The sequence below is a fragment of the Pseudomonas synxantha BG33R genome (assembly GCF_000263715.2).
Classification (GTDB): domain Bacteria; phylum Pseudomonadota; class Gammaproteobacteria; order Pseudomonadales; family Pseudomonadaceae; genus Aquipseudomonas; species Aquipseudomonas synxantha_A.
This window is the reverse complement of sequence record NZ_CM001514.1, coordinates 255,978-272,179: the sequence shown is the minus strand read 5'-3', so window position 1 is coordinate 272,179 and position 16,202 is coordinate 255,978. Positions and strand designations below refer to the sequence as shown.

Here is a 16,202-nt window from a genome sequence, read left to right as displayed (position 1 = left end):
GTAGATAAGCGTGGATATTCTTAAAAATACTATTTAAGAATGTTTATATAACCAGAAAGAATTTTCTGATAGGGCGCAGGGTTGCGGGTGGATTTTCTGCTCAGATGCTGAAGTTAAGGCCTGATGTGATCCAAATGTGGGAGCAAGCCCCCTCCCACATTTTGAGCGCATTTCAAGTCTGGATTTGGGGTGCTCGGGTCCAGTCGATAGCGTCGGCCGGCATCGGCCGTCCAAACCAGTATCCCTGGCCCATATCGCACTCCTGATCCAACAGGAACCGCGCCTGTTCCACCTGCTCGATTCCTTCGGCATGTACCTGCATCCCCATGCTTTTGGCCAGGGCGATGACCACACGCACGATCGCGGCGTCGTCTTCGTCCCACGGCAGACCGGCGACGAAGCCTTGGTCGATCTTCAGCTTCTGCACCGGCAGGCGCTTGAGGCGCAACAGCGACGAGTAGCCGGTGCCGAAATCGTCGATGGCCAGGCGCAAGCCCAGTTCGCGCAGACGGTGCAGTTGCTCAAGGGCCACCTCCGGGTCGTCCATCACAGCGCTTTCGGTGACTTCCAGCTCAAGAAACGCCGGGTCCAGGCCCGTGTCGTGCAGCACCTGAGCCACTTGTTCATAGAGTTCACGCCGGGCAAACAGGCGGCTGGAGACGTTGACGGCGATAAAGCCCAACGGCGCGCCGTCCGCCAGCCATTGGCACATCTGCCGGCACGCCTGGTCCATCACCCACGCGTCGATATCGGCAATCAACCCGGTGCGTTCGGCGATGGGGATGAATTCGCCAGGGGGCACCAGGCCGCGCTCCGGATGCTGCCAGCGCACCAGCGCTTCAACGCCCACCAAACGGCTGTCGGGCAGGTTATGCACCGGCTGGTAGTAGACGCGCAGTTCCTGCTGGTCGAGGGCCCGGCGCAGTTCGCTGGCGATCTCCACGCGGTTTTGCGCGTGAGCTGTCAGCTCTTCGGTGTACAGGGCATAGCCCTCGCGGCCGGCGCTCTTGGCCTTGAACAACGCGGAGTCGGCGTTGCGCAGCAATTGCTCGGCGCTCAAGGCATCGCTGGGGAACAGGCTGATGCCGATACTGGCGCTGATAAACAATTGATTACCGTCAAAAACAAACGGGTCTTTCATGGCATTGAGCATGCGCTGCGCCAAGGCAGCGGCCTGGATCACCTGTGGACAACTTTCCGCCAGCACCGCGAACTCGTCGCCGCCCAGCCGCGCGAGTGTGACCCCAGGCCCGAACAGGCCCTTGAGACGGTCAGCCACCAGCTTGAGCAACTGGTCTCCAACATTGTGGCCAAGGCTGTCATTGATGATCTTGAAGTGGTCCAGGTCCATTAACAGCAGGGCACAGCCACGCTTGTGCACTTGCGCCGAGGCCAGGGCCTGCTCGGTACGATCGGTGAATAAAAGGCGGTTGGGCAGGTCGGTGAGCGGGTCGTGATGGGCCAGGTGCGCCAGTTCGTGTTCGGAGTCCTTGATGGCGCTGATGTCCGAGAACACCGCGACGTAATGGCTGATATGGCCCCGCTCATCGCGAATCACACGGATGGTTTGCCACTGTGGATACACCTCGCCGCTTTTGCGGCGGTTCCAGATTTCGCCGCTCCATTCGCCTTCGCGTTTCAGGGTCTGAAACATCTGTTGATAGAAAGCCGACGAATGGCGCCCGGACTTGAACAGGCTGGGTGGTCGGCCCATGACGTCTTCGCGGCGGTAGCCGGTAATCTCCATGAATGCCCGGTTGACGTGCACGATCAGGCCCTGGGCATCGGTGACCAATACACCTTCGCGGGTGCAATCGAACACGGCTGCCGCCTGTTGCAGGCGTACGCGGTTTTCTTGCAGGGGTAGCTGCAGTTGGTGGGCGCGGGCGAAACGTGCGCCCATCAGGTATATGGCCAGCGCACTCAGGGCTGCCCACACGTAGCCGCGAAGTTGCAGCCAATGCGCCAGCGCCCCCGGTTCATCAATAAAGTTGATCAATAATTGGTGGCTGAGTCTGAGCCATACAACGGAAATCAGCAGGTATACCAGCCCCGCACGTAGGGCTCCTCGGTATGAAAACAGCATATGGTCAGTAATCCTTACCAAAAAAACAGAATCGCCCTACGAAGGCTGGGGATTATAGAATAAGAAACATCCAGTCACTCCTATCTGAAAGAGCGGCTGGTTTTCTCTGTAGGCTTAGTGATAATGCGTGAGCTGTTCTTTTCTTTATCTGAGGGCCATACAGCCTATGTGGTACAACGGTTTTCTTGACCTGTCAGCCTGGCAACTGGTGGCAGTCACGCTGTTGATGACCCACGTGACCATTATTGGGGTCACTGTCTATCTGCACCGTTATTCGGCCCATCGCTCCCTTGAGCTCAATGCCGGCCTGAAACACTTCTTCCGCTTCTGGCTGTGGCTGACCACGGCGCAGAACACCCGCGAGTGGACCGCCATCCACCGCAAGCACCACGCCAAATGCGAAACCGTCGATGACCCGCACAGCCCGGTGATCAAGGGCCTGTCCACGGTGCTGCGCAAAGGCGCCGAGCTGTACCGTGCCGAGGCGGAAAACCCCGAGACCCTGCGCATCTACGGCAAGAACTGCCCGGACGACTGGATCGAACGCAAGCTCTACACGCGCTACCCGCTGTTGGGCGTGGCGCTCATGGGCGTGATCGACCTGCTGCTGTTCGGCACCATCGGTATCACCATCTGGGCGATCCAGATGATGTGGATTCCGTTCTGGGCCGCCGGCGTGATCAATGGCCTGGGCCATGCCGTGGGCTATCGCAACTTCGAATGCCGTGACGCCGCCACCAACCTGGTGCCGTGGGGCATCATCGTCGGCGGCGAAGAGCTGCATAACAACCACCACACCTACCCCAACTCGGCCAAGCTGTCGGTGAAGAAGTGGGAGTTCGACCTGGGCTGGGCCTGGATCAAGGTGTTCAGCTTCCTGCGCCTGGCCAAGGTGCAGCGTGTTGCCCCCATCGCCCACCGCGTCGAAGGCAAGGGCAGCCTGGATATGGACACCGCCATGGCGATCCTCAACAACCGCTTCCAGATCATGGCCCAATACCGCAAGTTGGTGATCGGCCCGCTGGTCAAGCAGGAGTTGGAGAAGGTCGATCATTCGGTACGTCACCAGTTCCACCGTGCCAAGCGCCTGTTGTCACGGGAAACCAGCTTGCTGGATGACCGTCACCACTTGCGCATCCAAAGCATGTTGGAGCACAGCCATGCGCTGACCGTGATCTATGAGAAGCGTCTGGCGCTCCAGCAGATCTGGCTCAAGACCAGCACCAATGGCCACGATATGCTGGCCGCGATCAAGGAATGGGTGCACGAAGCCGAGGCCAGTGGCATTCAATCCCTGCGCGACTTTGCCCACCAGTTGAAGACCTACTCGCTGCGCCCTGCGGCGGTCTGACGGTACTGTGGGAGGGCTTGCCCTCCCACACACTGGCTTTTTGGCGCCATTTTCCGGGCACCGTCAATCCATGCCGATCACGGAACTTCACTGCAAATCCCCTCTCTCAAAGAACACTTCGCCATCATGGTGACCCCTTGTAGTGACCGCTGCTCCATCCTGCGGCGCGCCCAGAGAGAGTTGTACCGATGGTTCACGAAAAGCCCTGCCTGCCCGATGTGCCCACTGCCGAGCCGCCGCGTCCGGCCGCGGCGGCGACCCTGTTGGCGCTGATGCATGCCCAGGGCGAAGTGGAGCGGCTGAGTGAGCGCGAGCAATTGCTCAGTTCGCTGTTGGTGAGCGTGAACGCCGTGCTCTGGGCCATCGATTGGGCTACCCGTCGCGTGCTGTATGTGAGCCCAGCCTACGAGCGCATATTCGGCCGTTCGGCCGGCTTGCTGTTGGCCGACCACCGCGAATGGCGCAACAGCGTTCACCCCGAAGACCTCGATTACGCCGAACACAGCCTGGCCCGCGTGCTGGAACAAGGCGCCGTGGAAGACCGCGAGTACCGCATCATCACCGCCGACGGGCAAATCCGCTGGCTGAGTGACAAGTGCTACATCAACCAGCAGGTGGTGCCCGGTGAACCGCTGATTGTGGTTGGCATGGCCGAAGACATCACCGAAAAGAAGCTGCTGGAGCTGGAACTGCAACGTCTGGCCACCACCGACGTGCTGACCCAAAGCAGCAACCGCCGGTATTTTTTCGAATGCGCCAACCAGGCGTTCGACAACGCCTGCGTTCAGGGCACGCCGCTGGCGTTCCTGTTGCTGGACATCGATGACTTCAAGGACGTCAACGACACCTACGGCCACCTGGAGGGCGACCAGGTGCTGCGGCGCATCGCTGAGAGTGGTCGAGGGGTATTGCGCCGTGGCGACCTGTTCGGGCGCATTGGCGGCGAAGAGTTTGCCGCCGTCCTGCCGGGTTGCCCACCGGAGATGGCCCTGCAGGTTGCCGAGCGGTTGGGCAAGGAAATCCAGGCGTTGGTGTTCAGCTACGAAGGGCATGAATTCAATGTGACTGTCAGCCAGGGCCTGGCCGGCCTGCGCGAAGACGACTCCACCCTCGACAGCCTGTTTGCGCGAGCGGATGCGGCGATGTACGAGGCAAAACGCCAAGGCAAGAACCGCGTTATAGCCGGTTAATACCGATCAACTGTGGGAGCTGGCTTGCCTGCGATGGCGTCTTGGCTGACCCACCGCTATCGCAGGCAAGCCAGCTCCCACAATTGATCGGTGTGTGTTTCAGGTTTTGCGCACTCGGGTCAGTTCCGGCAAGCCGACCTTGAGCAGCCGCGCGGTCTTGCTGCCCGCCAGTTCTTCCAGCCCTTCGTGCTCAGTCAGCCGCGCCATTTGCACTGCGAGGTTCACCACCAGGGCTTCGCGCGAATACACCCCGCCTTCAAGTGAATAGATCCCTGCGATCAACTGCCGCAACTCCAGCGGCAAGCGCCAACGCGTGCGCAACGCCGAACCGTAGGCGGCGCCGAAGTTGTCGAGGGATTCGCCGATCGCTTCGTCATCCAGGGCGCCGCCACCCTGACGCCAGTCTTCCAGGCAGCGCAACAAGGCCAGGTCGCCCAACCGATGCAGGATGCAGGCGCTGTAGCAGCGCTGGTGATCCAGTTCCAACATGCGTGCCAGGCGCCGGGCGTACTCGGCGCTGTCCTCGGACAACTGCCAGTGCCGCTCGGCGTAGGCCACCAGGCCGGGGTCACCCAGCACCACGTTGTGCTTGAGCGCAAGGCCCAGGATGAGGTTCATGCTTTGCCCGGGGACCAGCTTGTTCAGGGCCGCGTGCAGCGTCTGCACCGGCGTGCCGTGATACCCGGCACTGTTGGCGGCAGCGATCAGCACAGCGGTGATTTGCGGGTCCATGCGCACCTGATCTTCAAGCTGCTGCAGGTCCACGCCCTCGGGGCCCAGGCTGCGATGCACCGCCGCTTTCACGTCCACGCGCAACGGTGCGCCATCGCAGACCTCTCGGCGCTGCTCCAGGAATGCTGGCAAGGTCATTCCCGGTGCCAGCGCCGGGATCTCGCAATACACGCTTTCGCCTTCGTTAAGCAGCAGGTCTTGCAGGCGCTGGGTCAGGCTCTCCATGTTCAGCGGGCGGGTCAGGTAGGCCGTGGGCGCCAGGGGCAAGGCTTCGCGTACGCTGGCGCTGTCGTTGCGACTGCTCAGCAGAATAAATGGCAATGCGGGGGAGCGGCGCTGCTGGCGCACACTGCGCAGCAGGCTCAGGCCATCGACGCCTGCAAGCTCCCAATCCGCCAGGATCAGGTCATAGCTTTTCTCACGCAACAGCGCAGCAGCGTGGTCACCATCTGCGCACACATCCAGCCGCGCATCACAACGCACATTCAACAACACTTGCTTGAGCAGGTCCCGCGACCAGGGGTCCGCCTCGGCAATCAACACTCGGGGTACAGCAGGTAAATCAACAGCAGTCATCCAGCACGCTCCATCGGCAATGCTTGCACCTTAGACAATGCCGCCGCGTGCGTACAATGAAGCAGGCACAAAAAAACCGCCGAAGCGGTTTTTTTGCTTTTCGTAGGAGCGGGGCGTCTCAGAGTTCAGAGAAACACTCTTCGATAATCGCCAGGCCCTTGTCCAACTGCTCGTCCGGCGAGGTCAGCGGCACCAGTACGCGCAACACGTTGCCGTAAGTACCACAAGACAGCAGGATCAAGCCCTTGTCACGCGCCTTGGCCACCACGGAGGCAACGGCGGCAGCGTTTGGCTTGTGGGTGTCGCCGTCTTCGAACAGCTCGACCGCGATCATCGCGCCCAGGGCACGCACTTCGCCGATCACCGGGTACTTGGCCTGGATGGCCTTGAGGCCCGTCACCAGGCGCTCGCCGACAGCCTTGCAGCGGTCCAGCAGGTGCTCTTCTTCGAACACTTCCATCACCGCAAGGGCTGCCGCACAGGCAATCGGGCTACCGGCATAGGTGCCGCCCAGGCCGCCTGGGGCGATGGCATCCATGTATTCGGCCTTGCCACACACACCGGCCAGCGGGAAGCCGCCAGCGATGGATTTGGCGAAGGTGGTCAGGTCGGCGGCAACGCCCATCTGTTCCATGGCGAAGAAGGTACCGGTACGCCCGGCACCGGTTTGCACTTCGTCGGCAATCAGCAGGATACCGTGCTTGTCGCACAGTTCGCGCAGGCGCTGCATGAAGGCTTTCGGCGCGACGTAGAAACCGCCCTCGCCCTGCACCGGTTCGATGATGATGGCGGCGATATCACGCGGCTCGGCATCGTTCTTGAAGATGCGCTCGATGCTGGCGATCGAGTCATCGACGCTCACGCCGTGCAGTTCGTTCGGGTACAGCGCACGGAACACGCCACCTGGCATCAGGCCCATGCCGGCCGAGTAAGGCACGACCTTACCGGTCAGGCCGAGGGTCATCATGGTGCGGCCGTGGTAAGCGCCAGTGAAGGCGATCACGCCGGCGCGGCCCGTGGCGGCGCGGGCGATCTTCACGGCGTTTTCGACCGCTTCGGAACCGGTGGTGACCAGCAGGGTTTTCTTGGCGAAATCACCCGGCACCTTGGCGGCGACTTTTTCGCACACTTCTACGTAGGGCTCGTAGGCCAATACCTGGAAGCAGGTGTGGGTCAGCTTGTTCAACTGCTCGGTCACGGCCGCGATGATTTTCGGGTGCACGTGGCCGGTGTTCAGCACGGCGATACCGCCGGCGAAGTCGATGAACTCGCGACCTTCAACGTCGGTCACGGTGGCGTTCTTCGCAGAGTCGGCGAAGATCGGGTGAATCTGGCCAACACCGCGCGGTACAGCGGCTTCGCGGCGTTTCATCAGGGAAGCGTTGGTCTTGCTCATAAAGTCCTCATTCGCCACTCATCGGGTGGCGTGGTCCAAGGCATACGTGGCGGGGAGGCAACTACGGCAGCATTCGATGATCGACTGCCCCAGCTTTCCCGGCCACTACGAATAACGATGTGAAGCACGCAAAGGGACAGCGCTCTCGTGCCCTCTGCGTTTGCTGCAATCTCTTACCGGTCAGATGCCCAGGCAGAGGTATTTGATTTCCAGGTAATCCTCGATCCCGTACTTGGAACCTTCACGGCCCAGGCCCGAAGCCTTGATGCCGCCGAACGGCGCCACTTCGTTGGAGATCAACCCGGTGTTGACGCCGACCATACCGTATTCCAGGGCCTCGGCCACACGGAACACACGGCCCAGGTCACGGGCGTAGAAGTAGGAGGCCAGGCCGAACTCGGTATCGTTGGCCATCGCGATCACGTCGGCTTCATCTTTGAAGCGGAACAGCGGCGCCAGAGGGCCGAAGGTTTCTTCCTTGGCCACGGCGGAGTCTTTGGAGACGTTGGTGAGGATGGTCGGCTCAAAGAAATTGCCTTCCATCGCCTTGCCACCGGCCAGCAGCGTGGCGCCTTTGCTCAGGGCATCCGCGATATGTTCCTGAACCTTGGCCACGGCTTTTTCGTCGATCAGCGGGCCCGTGGTGGTGCCTTCTTCCAGACCGTTACCGATCTTCAATTTGGTCACCGCGACCTTGAGCTTTTCAGCGAAGGCGTCGTACACCGAATCCTGAATGTACAGGCGGTTGGCGCACACGCAGGTCTGGCCGTTGTTGCGGTACTTGGAGATGATCGCGCCTTCGACGGCCTTATCCAGGTCGGCGTCGTCGAACACGATGAACGGTGCGTTACCGCCCAGCTCCAGGGAGACTTTCTTGATGTCTTTGGCGCATTCGGCCATCAACTGGCGACCGATTTCGGTCGAACCGGTGAAGGACAATTTACGCACGATCGGGTTGCTGGTCAGTTCGCCGCCGATGTCGCCGGCGCTGCCGGTGACCACGCTGAGCACGCCTTTGGGGATACCGGCGCGGTGCGCCAGCTCAACCAGGGCCAGGGCCGAGAACGGCGTTTGCGAGGCCGGTTTGATCACCATGGTGCAACCGGCGGCCAGGGCCGGGCCGGCTTTGCGGGTGATCATCGCCGCAGGGAAGTTCCACGGGGTGATGGCTGCGGTCACGCCGATCGGCTGCTTGATCACGATCAGGCGCTTGTCGGGCTGGTGGCCGGGGATCACGTCACCGTAGATGCGCTTGGCTTCTTCGGCGAACCACTCGATAAAGGAGGCGGCGTAGACGATTTCGCCCTTGGCTTCGGCCAGCGGCTTGCCTTGTTCGAGGGTCATCAGGCGGCCGAGGTCGTCCTGGTTTTCGATCAACAGTTCAAACCAGCGGCGCAGCTTGTTGGCGCGCTCCTTGGCGGTGAGTGCACGCCAGGCCGGCAGGGCCTTGTCGGCGGCTTCGATGGCACGGCGGGTTTCCGCGGCGCCCATCTTCGGCACGCTGCCGAGAATCTCGCCCGTGGCCGGGTTGTTGACCTTGATGGTCTGACCGTTGTCCGCATCGACCCAAGCGCCATCGATAAAGGCTTGCTGGCGGAACAATTGGGTATCTTTGAGCTGCATGTCGGCTTTCCTTAACAGCACCGCGCGCACGCGGAGCGAATTAGAGTTGTTGAAAGGCGCCTTGTGGGCTGCCGTCAGGGAAATCAGCCCCAGCGCGCGGAAGAAATAAAAGTGCGCACGGGAGACAGAGCGTTTGAAATCTCAAACGAATCCTAGGATCAATGGGGGTACAGGGCAATAGGATGTTCGAAAAAAAGAACGAATATGGCGCATCCGGCTCATCTTTCAGATCAAGCGCACACGACAACAGCCCCGGAGCCTTGTGGGCGCCGGGGCCGTTGGGGACCTCGCAGCTTAAGGTTGGAACGACTTGAGCACGGCCAGCAGGCTGGTCAAGTTGTCGGCCACGCCGCCCTGGGCGACTTTTTCGGTGGCCGCGGCGCCAGCGGTGGTGTCGACACTGTAGATCTGCATCACGCCCTGGTTGGTGGCGGCCTGCGCCAGGGTGTTTTGTTGCTGTTGGGCCGAGACCGAGTTCTGGAACAGGATCGCCGTGGCCTGGCCCATGGATTGGTAGATGGTGCTCATGGCCATCGCGGGTGATTCGGCAACCACCTTGACGTTGGTCTGGGTGACGGCATCGGTGATTTGCGGGCTGACTGTACTCATGGTTGAAACTCCTGGGTTGAGAAAGAACAACATCCGTTATCGCTCAGTGCTTAAGGCTGGAAAGACTTGAGCACGGTCAACAGGCTGGTGAGGTTATCCGACACGCCGCCCTGGGCGACTTTCTCGGTGGCCGCCGCACCTGCGGTGGTATCGACGCTGTAGATCTGCATCACGCCCTGGTTGGTGGCCGCCTGGGCCAGGGTGTTTTGCTGCTGTTGGGCCGACACGGCGTTCTGGAACAGAATCGCCGTGGCCTGCGCCATGGATTGATAGATGGTGCTCATCGCCATCGCTGGTGATTCGGCCACCACTTTGACGTTGGTCTGGGTGACCGCGTCGGTAATTTGCTCGTTAACAAATGCCATGATCAATTTCCTTATTTAGTACACGGTGCATTCCGTGTTCATCAATGAACGTTGCCAAACAGGCACTGTGAAACCTGGGGTTCAAGGTTTCGCAGACGGGCCCAGCGCCGCTTCAATCTGCGCAATCAACCCCTGGACCAGTGCCTGCACTTCCTTGTGTTGCTCGCCCTTGTCCGGGGCCGCGCCGTCCAGTACTTGGCGCAGCGCCACCTCACGCTGCTCGGCGGCAGCCTTGAGCGCTTGTTCATTAGCCTTGGACTGCTCAAGCACCTGGGTGGCGCGCTTGAGCGTTTCGTCGACGATGGCCTGGGGCGTGCCGGCGAAGACCTGTGGGTTGCGCAGCATCGCTTCCAACCGTCGGCGATCATCGCTGGACAGCACTGAGGGTGTGGATGGGTGAGCCATGGCGGCCTCCTCGAGCACGGGGTTACCGGTAAAAGGGCCGCTAAAGACGCACCTCCTTACCGTCTTCCCAGAAGCCCGCGAAATAGAAGTCCGCGTCGTTGTCGCAACTGGAAGCCAACTCCCAGGGGGTCATCACAGTGGGACGTGTATCGAAGATCGGTGCCGGCACAGGCAGCAAGTTGGCGTTGCTATACAGGTTGCCGACCTCATAAGCGTTGGCGACAAACTGCGAACAGAACGCGGCATTGCTGATGGACACCGACTCATTGATGCGGCTCATGATGCCGGGCTCATAAGCTGAAACTTTGAAGATCGACAACATGGCGTTCCATTTGCTGTAGCGACCGCTGATGTCCTTGGTGGCTACATCCCCCAGGAACTGGCCGGCGGCATAGGCTGCCGCATTCGCCAAATCCGCTTCAGTGCAACTGAACACCATGGCGCCGCGAGGCGGTACTTCGGTGGTCAGGTCCGTCAGTTGAATACCCTCACCGACACTTTCGATGACTCGCGTGGCATCCACCGCAATGGCCGCGTGCACCACCGGCACGTTGGGATCGCCGGTTCCGAATATCTTGGCTTTAAGCCATTGCCCCGCCCGAATGAAGGCACGGGGAATGCTGGTGGACACTTTGTCGTCCACTTGCGCCACTGAAAAAACAATATCTCCAGGCTGCATGATGTCGCTCCTCACTCAAGAAAAGTTGCTTTCAAGTTGCTGTTGCACCGCTCCAGCTGAACGCTGGAGCGCTGTGCTGGGTTCAGGCCGCTGGCGCGGCCCGGTTGGCCAGGGTGCTCGCGTACTTGGCGATGCTCTGGTCGATCTTGTCGATGGCCACGCTGGCGGCTTCGGCCTCCATGGCTCCGGCGGCGGCAGCCACGGCGGCAGCGGCGCCCACCAGCAGGTCGGTGGCCAAGGCGCCCAAGGCGTCTTCGGCAGCGCCTGGCAGGTTGTCGTTGACGATGTTCTCGGTCATTTGCTGAAGCAGCACGGCCTGGGCCGCCAGGGCGATCTTGCTGACCCCGTCGAAGTACCCCGCCGCCGCCTGCGCTACCAACCCGGCCGCCTGACTGATCATCATGTCGGCCGGCACCGCGATCTGCGCCGGGGCATAGGCAAAGTTCTGCGAGTTGGTGAACTGCACCGCCTGCACGATCTGGCTATTGAGCGCCGCCGTGCTGTCGGGCGACGGCGTGCTCACCTGGTTGAGCAGGTGCTCGTTCATGCGTGCCATGATCGAGCGCGAAGCCGGTGCAGGGGGCGCTGGCGCCGGAGGGTCGGCAGCGGGCGTTGCTTGGGAGGCGGCGGGTTTTTTGCGACTGAACCACGACATAATCGATCTCCCGAGGCCTCAGCCCTTCTCGCCAATCTGCATGATCAGCGCCACGGCTTTGGAAATCACCGCGTTGGAAATCTGGTTCATCGCCTGCTGGCTGTTGACCGCGTTCTGCAACGACAGGCCCGCCGCGCTGCTGGCCACCTGGTACAGCGACGCGATGGCCTGGGCCGGCGCCTCGGCCACCACCTTGACGTTGGTTTGGGTGACCGCGTCGGTGATCTGGCTGTTGACCTCTGTCATACATCTCTCCTTGATGGCATTCACCCAGGTTTGGGTGTGGATAGCGGCGGCGTGCTGCGCTCATACCTCTAGAACGCCCCACGCCAACCTGTGTGAATCACATTCAGCGCAAGGCACTACGCAGCAGTTGCACGCGCTTGCGCACCAGCGGCAGCTTGACGTGCAGCTCGGCGGCGATTTGCGGGTAAGGCAGGTCGTCGACAAAACGCATCTCGAACAAGCGCTGCTGCAACAGCGGTAACCGTGCGACGTGCGCCTCGATCTGCTCCAGGCGCTCATAACACTCCACCCGCTCCAGCACCGAGGCGCAGGGCGCGGCGAGCGCGGCCAGGTGATCGTGTTCAAGATCCACCGAATCATCGAACAACCGCCCCTCGCGCTTGCTGCGCCGCAAGCTGTCGAGAAACACATGGTCGAGCACCAGAAACAGAAACCCCTCAGGGTCACGAATGCGCTCCGGCGAACGCCGAAAAAACAGCAGGGCCTTGATCGCCGTGGCCGACAGCCACTCCTGGCCCTGATCCAGATTGCCCTTGGCCCGTCGCAGCGCACGGCGCTTCAGCTCGCCCTGCACAGCGCGCCAACTCGCTTCGAACAAACGGTCATCGGCAGCCCATTGATCCTTGAACTCAACAGTCATCCCCATCGCCAGCACTCCTGTGCATCCTTGATGAAGGGCCAGTCTGCGAGGGCTCGACAGGGGTACGCTGTTACCTGGGGAACACTGCGGCAACTAATTCAAGGCAAACGCCTTGCGCCGCAAATGCTCAAGATCGTTGATCACCATGCGCTCCAGATTGCCGCTGATCACGCCATTGCGGCGCCACACTTGCAGCTGCACATTAAGCTTGGGGCGGCTGGTATTCAGCATCGACGCCAACACCCCCTGGCTGGCGGGCAGCGACACACTGGGCAAAGCCAGCGCCAGGTCGATCTCGCCCAGGTTGGCCAACAGAAACCGCGCCAACCGCGACTCCAGCCGATGCAGGCACACCAACTCCAGCAACTCGATGGCGTGCAGCAAACGCAGCATCATCAACATCAACAAACGCCGCAGAAATACCGGCTCCTCAAACAACACAGCAAAATGCCGGCTACCCAACTGCAACAACCGCGTAGGGCCACTAGCGAAGGTGGAAGACTCGCGCCCATGATCCTTGATCAACGCCGTCTCCCCCACCACCTGCCCGGCCCCGGTACTGCCAATGATCTGCTCCCGACCATCGGGCCCATGCACCACCGAATAAATCCGGCCCTCCACCACCAGCGCAATGAATTCGAGGGTGTCGTCCTTGAAATACAACAGCTCACGATCATCCAGCGTGCGCTCCACCATATGGGTGGCGACGTAGCGCAAGAGGTGCTCCGGCATACCTCGAAACAAATCGGAGCGAGCCAGCAGGGTTTGTCTGAGCGGGAGATCGAGCATCACGGTTCCTTTGGAATGCATGCGTTCACCTGGGGAATTGCGGCGTGGAAGCGGGTTAAAGCCACAAGAGCAAAGCAAACAAAGGGACGTGCGGCGCGGGGAGTTGTGAATGAGGGTGGCGATTAGCCATTTTTTGTCGGAAATGGACGACAGGCAGCGGGGGAAATGCCGGAATGGACGCATCAGGTCGACATGGGTATGATGTCGCCCGCACAAGCATCCGTAGCTCAGCTGGATAGAGTACTGCCCTCCGAAGGCAGGGGTCGTGGGTTCGAATCCCGCCGGGTGCACCATATAGCGGTCTCGGGCTGTCTCAGACAGTCTACGAAACACCCCAAGAAGCCCGCCCCGTGCGGGCTTTCTTGTTTCTGGCTATCCATCCCTGTCCACCCCTATAACTTCCCGCCGTGTATGCCCACGTGTATGCTTTGAGATTCCTATAACTGGAGGCATACAGGAAGTGAAGCGCTCTGAAATCAAACGCCGCCCCTTAGCAGATACCACGCTTGCAGGCCTGGAGCCTGAGCACGCTACATATCGGGAGCAGGACGGGAATGGCCTGTACTTCCGGGTCAAACCTAACGGTCAAAAATCGTGGGAGCTGCGCTACAAAAAGCCAGACGGGAAATGGTCTTGGCTGGGTCTCGGAGGCTACCCGGAAATCAGTGGCTCTTTGGCGAGACAGAAAGCAGCTCAACTGCGGGATGACGCATCGACCGGCAAAAATCCATTGGTGAGCAAGCAAGCTCGCAAGGTTGCAGACCAGGTGGCTGCCAACAACACCTTTGAAGCATTAGGCCGCGAGTGGTTTGAGGCCAGACGCACAAGCTGGGAGTCAGGTACGTCTCGACGAGTGCTTGGCGCACTGGAGCTTCACGTGTTCCCCGTGTTCGGCAAACGCGTATACACGGAAATACTGCCCCTGGAATGGATGGAGTTTCTACGCGGCATGGAGCAGAAGGGGATCATTGAACAAATGGGCCGAGTTCGTGCCTTTTGCAAAGAGATCTATGACCTGGCCCGCGTAACTGGACGAGCCGTCCACAACCCCCTTGAAGGTCTCAGCAAATTCCTGCAATCACGTAGCGCTGAAAACTATGCACACGTTTCGATTGAAGAACTGCCTGCGCTACTTCGAGCGATCAACTCCTACCCTCACGCAAAGGACGTTCGTATAGGGCTTCGCTTGCTGTCCTTATTAGCATCGCGTCCGAGCGAGATCCGAGAAGCACGCTGGTCAGAAATCGATCTCTCCAAAAAGCTATGGACGATCCCGGCCGAGCGAATGAAACGTCGTCGCGAACATGTGGTGCCTCTCTCTCGACAGGCAATTGAAGCGCTCACTGAGTTACGAACACTGACAGGTGCGTACCCTCTCCTATTTCCAGGCAGGAAAGATAGGACAGTCCCCCGTAGCAATACAGTCTTTCTAATGGCGCTTCGTAGACTGGGATATGCCGGTCGGCAAACAGGCCACGGCTTTCGTCACATCGCTAGCACAATACTCAATGAGCAGGGTTTCGATGAAAATCACATTGAGGCCCAACTCTCTCATGCAAAGGAGGGTATTGCCGGGGTCTATAACAAAGCGGTGTACCTGCCTCAGCGTAGAGTGATGATGCAGTGGTACGCCGATCACCTTGATGCTGTAGTGAATGGAAATGTCGTGCAGGGGCAATTTGGGAAGGCAGTATGAGAGCACATACCCAACCCCCCTCTAAAACCGGTGTAACGGGTGTTACTCGTGTAACGCCCATCGCCAAACGCCCGGTTTCATTGGCTTTCAGGTGTGTTACACAGTTCAGCAGCTTAGCGTACATCCGATGTAACGCTGCCCATGCGTGTAACGCCAAAGCCAGCGCACGAATGCTGAGGGCAAGCGTTCTACACCTATGCCTACAAAGCCGATTTCGCTGGTTACCCGCTTTGAATCCAGGGCGTGGGACTCTCCGTTACACGGTACCGATGACACTTCGCGATGACTGATCAACATCCCATTTTGCATTTGGCGCTAAGCCGGGGCCTCTTCAGTTATCTCTACGCGCAACCGCTCTATGGCCTCTGCCGTGAGCAAATCGCTGACGCCTGCCGCTTGATCGATCAATGCTGTCTGCGCATTCATGGTGACGATATAAAAATAGATTTAGCCAGCATGTGCATTCAGACGACGATCCATGAGGAGACGATTTTTCAATATGCCTCCACCGATACCAAGGCACGCCTCGCGCATTGGGTCCGCATGTACAGCAATTGCTACTCAGCGTCAGAGCGCGATGCTCATTCTGCATACATCATGGCTTGTGCCGTAAAAGCGATGGAGACGTTAGCCAACTGGATGCAGACAGTCGATCAAGAGGCTTGGTCTCACGCCTCTGAACGTCCCACCGACTGGCCCAGGGATCTCTACTGTCAGTTCGTCGAGATGCAGGTCGATCCGGATGAACGCATTCAGGCACTTGATGATTACGCCCTCTATCTGAAACCAATTATATCCCTACCCTGCCTGACCGACGATGAACTAAGACACATCGCCGACCGAGCGATCAAAAATGCCATCCGCAAAAAAGGCGGCCTAGTCAGCGGTATGGAGCGTAATAAGGAAATTAGCGTTCGAGATGCCGCGATAGTTAAACAGGGGCTTCACTACCGCGCAGCTGGGATGTCCAAACGCAACGTTGCAACGAAGGTGCATGCCTGGCTACAAGGCGAGGTAGCAAAACCTCCAAAACAACGACCTGAGTGGATTGCGCTTGAGACCGAAAAAGCCCTCACCCGCAAAAGAGTTGAAGCCATTCTCAAACGCTATTTCGTGCTGTAAGCCAGAAATTTCAATCGAATTTCAATTGGAAGTGAACTGCTC

Annotated in this window: 16 protein-coding genes and 1 tRNA gene; 5 read left to right on the top strand and 12 right to left on the bottom strand. The window is 59.8% G+C overall.

The features are described from left to right. Positions 1–172: 172 nt before the first annotated feature. Positions 173–2,086, bottom strand: a complete 1,914-nt coding sequence (gene dibA / locus PSEBG33_RS25695) for a phosphodiesterase DibA (RefSeq protein ID WP_005783698.1) — start codon at positions 2,084–2,086, stop codon at positions 173–175. Between the two features lie 166 nt (positions 2,087–2,252). Here dibA and desA point away from each other — a divergent pair, with 166 nt between their 5' ends. Beyond that, a complete protein-coding gene (gene desA / locus PSEBG33_RS25700; RefSeq protein ID WP_005783697.1) occupies positions 2,253–3,437 on the top strand; it encodes a delta-9 fatty acid desaturase DesA in 1,185 nt (394 codons plus the stop codon). Between the two features lie 188 nt (positions 3,438–3,625). Further along, the gene (locus PSEBG33_RS25705) at positions 3,626–4,627 is read left to right on the top strand and encodes a GGDEF domain-containing protein (protein ID WP_005783693.1); all 1,002 of its coding nucleotides are present in this window, start codon (positions 3,626–3,628) and stop codon (positions 4,625–4,627) included. A 99-nt stretch (positions 4,628–4,726) separates the two neighbouring features. Here the strand turns inward: PSEBG33_RS25705 and PSEBG33_RS25710 are convergent, their stop codons facing one another. The 11 genes from PSEBG33_RS25710 to PSEBG33_RS25760 form a co-directional block, all read right to left on the bottom strand. Continuing rightward, complete coding sequence (locus PSEBG33_RS25710; protein WP_005783684.1) at positions 4,727–5,935, bottom strand: HDOD domain-containing protein; 1,209 nt, start codon at positions 5,933–5,935, stop codon at positions 4,727–4,729. A 118-nt stretch (positions 5,936–6,053) separates the two neighbouring features. Further along, positions 6,054–7,331, bottom strand: coding sequence for a 4-aminobutyrate--2-oxoglutarate transaminase (gabT, locus tag PSEBG33_RS25715; protein WP_005783681.1), 1,278 nt, complete (start codon positions 7,329–7,331; stop codon positions 6,054–6,056). Positions 7,332–7,511: 180 nt separating this feature from the next. Next, entirely contained in the window at positions 7,512–8,954 is a 1,443-nt protein-coding gene (gabD, locus tag PSEBG33_RS25720) for an NADP-dependent succinate-semialdehyde dehydrogenase (RefSeq protein ID WP_005783679.1), read from the bottom strand. Positions 8,955–9,248: 294 nt separating this feature from the next. Next, the gene (locus PSEBG33_RS25725) at positions 9,249–9,563 is read right to left on the bottom strand and encodes a RebB family R body protein (RefSeq protein WP_003187551.1); all 315 of its coding nucleotides are present in this window, start codon (positions 9,561–9,563) and stop codon (positions 9,249–9,251) included. 50 nt (positions 9,564–9,613) lie between these two features. Then, complete coding sequence (locus PSEBG33_RS25730) at positions 9,614–9,928, bottom strand: RebB family R body protein (RefSeq protein ID WP_005783676.1); 315 nt, start codon at positions 9,926–9,928, stop codon at positions 9,614–9,616. An 81-nt stretch (positions 9,929–10,009) separates the two neighbouring features. Then, positions 10,010–10,333 carry a hypothetical protein gene (locus PSEBG33_RS25735; RefSeq protein WP_005783674.1) on the bottom strand — a complete coding sequence of 108 codons (324 nt, stop codon included), beginning with the start codon at positions 10,331–10,333 and terminating at the stop codon, positions 10,010–10,012. Between the two features lie 40 nt (positions 10,334–10,373). Continuing rightward, complete coding sequence (locus tag PSEBG33_RS25740; RefSeq protein WP_005783672.1) at positions 10,374–11,012, bottom strand: hypothetical protein; 639 nt, start codon at positions 11,010–11,012, stop codon at positions 10,374–10,376. Positions 11,013–11,094: 82 nt separating this feature from the next. Then, positions 11,095–11,667 carry a hypothetical protein gene (locus tag PSEBG33_RS25745; RefSeq protein WP_005783670.1) on the bottom strand — a complete coding sequence of 191 codons (573 nt, stop codon included), beginning with the start codon at positions 11,665–11,667 and terminating at the stop codon, positions 11,095–11,097. Between the two features lie 18 nt (positions 11,668–11,685). After that, the gene (locus PSEBG33_RS25750) at positions 11,686–11,913 is read right to left on the bottom strand and encodes a RebB family R body protein (RefSeq protein ID WP_003187543.1); all 228 of its coding nucleotides are present in this window, start codon (positions 11,911–11,913) and stop codon (positions 11,686–11,688) included. Between the two features lie 103 nt (positions 11,914–12,016). Beyond that, a complete protein-coding gene (locus tag PSEBG33_RS25755; protein ID WP_050989018.1) occupies positions 12,017–12,559 on the bottom strand; it encodes an RNA polymerase sigma factor in 543 nt (180 codons plus the stop codon). A gap of 87 nt (positions 12,560–12,646) precedes the next feature. Further along, the gene (locus PSEBG33_RS25760) at positions 12,647–13,342 is read right to left on the bottom strand and encodes a Crp/Fnr family transcriptional regulator (protein WP_198287275.1); all 696 of its coding nucleotides are present in this window, start codon (positions 13,340–13,342) and stop codon (positions 12,647–12,649) included. A 216-nt stretch (positions 13,343–13,558) separates the two neighbouring features. Here PSEBG33_RS25760 and PSEBG33_RS25765 point away from each other — a divergent pair. From PSEBG33_RS25765 to PSEBG33_RS29645, 3 genes are all read left to right on the top strand, one after another. Further along, a tRNA-Arg gene (locus PSEBG33_RS25765) sits at positions 13,559–13,635 on the top strand. A 167-nt stretch (positions 13,636–13,802) separates the two neighbouring features. Continuing rightward, entirely contained in the window at positions 13,803–15,038 is a 1,236-nt protein-coding gene (locus PSEBG33_RS25770; protein ID WP_005783661.1) for a tyrosine-type recombinase/integrase, read from the top strand. Between the two features lie 282 nt (positions 15,039–15,320). Beyond that, complete coding sequence (locus tag PSEBG33_RS29645; protein WP_005783660.1) at positions 15,321–16,160, top strand: hypothetical protein; 840 nt, start codon at positions 15,321–15,323, stop codon at positions 16,158–16,160. The last annotated feature ends 42 nt before the right edge of the window (positions 16,161–16,202 follow it).

What these genes read in the sequence shown, in the direction of transcription:
- PSEBG33_RS25705 (WP_005783693.1), top strand. Translation starts at nt 3,626, where the DNA reads ATGGTTCACGAAAAGCCCTGCCTGCCCGATGTGCCCACTGCCGAGCCG.
- gabT (WP_005783681.1), bottom strand. Translation starts at nt 7,331, where the DNA reads ATGAGCAAGACCAACGCTTCCCTGATGAAACGCCGCGAAGCCGCTGTA.
- PSEBG33_RS25735 (WP_005783674.1), bottom strand. Translation starts at nt 10,333, where the DNA reads ATGGCTCACCCATCCACACCCTCAGTGCTGTCCAGCGATGATCGCCGA.
- PSEBG33_RS25740 (WP_005783672.1), bottom strand. Translation starts at nt 11,012, where the DNA reads ATGCAGCCTGGAGATATTGTTTTTTCAGTGGCGCAAGTGGACGACAAA.
- dibA (WP_005783698.1), bottom strand. Translation starts at nt 2,086, where the DNA reads ATGCTGTTTTCATACCGAGGAGCCCTACGTGCGGGGCTGGTATACCTG.
- PSEBG33_RS25755 (WP_050989018.1), bottom strand. Translation starts at nt 12,559, where the DNA reads ATGGGGATGACTGTTGAGTTCAAGGATCAATGGGCTGCCGATGACCGT.
- PSEBG33_RS25760 (WP_198287275.1), bottom strand. Translation starts at nt 13,342, where the DNA reads ATGCTCGATCTCCCGCTCAGACAAACCCTGCTGGCTCGCTCCGATTTG.
- desA (WP_005783697.1), top strand. Translation starts at nt 2,253, where the DNA reads ATGTGGTACAACGGTTTTCTTGACCTGTCAGCCTGGCAACTGGTGGCA.
- PSEBG33_RS25745 (WP_005783670.1), bottom strand. Translation starts at nt 11,667, where the DNA reads ATGTCGTGGTTCAGTCGCAAAAAACCCGCCGCCTCCCAAGCAACGCCC.
- gabD (WP_005783679.1), bottom strand. Translation starts at nt 8,954, where the DNA reads ATGCAGCTCAAAGATACCCAATTGTTCCGCCAGCAAGCCTTTATCGAT.
- PSEBG33_RS29645 (WP_005783660.1), top strand. Translation starts at nt 15,321, where the DNA reads ATGACTGATCAACATCCCATTTTGCATTTGGCGCTAAGCCGGGGCCTC.
- PSEBG33_RS25750 (WP_003187543.1), bottom strand. Translation starts at nt 11,913, where the DNA reads ATGACAGAGGTCAACAGCCAGATCACCGACGCGGTCACCCAAACCAAC.
- PSEBG33_RS25710 (WP_005783684.1), bottom strand. Translation starts at nt 5,935, where the DNA reads ATGACTGCTGTTGATTTACCTGCTGTACCCCGAGTGTTGATTGCCGAG.
- PSEBG33_RS25725 (WP_003187551.1), bottom strand. Translation starts at nt 9,563, where the DNA reads ATGAGTACAGTCAGCCCGCAAATCACCGATGCCGTCACCCAGACCAAC.
- PSEBG33_RS25730 (WP_005783676.1), bottom strand. Translation starts at nt 9,928, where the DNA reads ATGGCATTTGTTAACGAGCAAATTACCGACGCGGTCACCCAGACCAAC.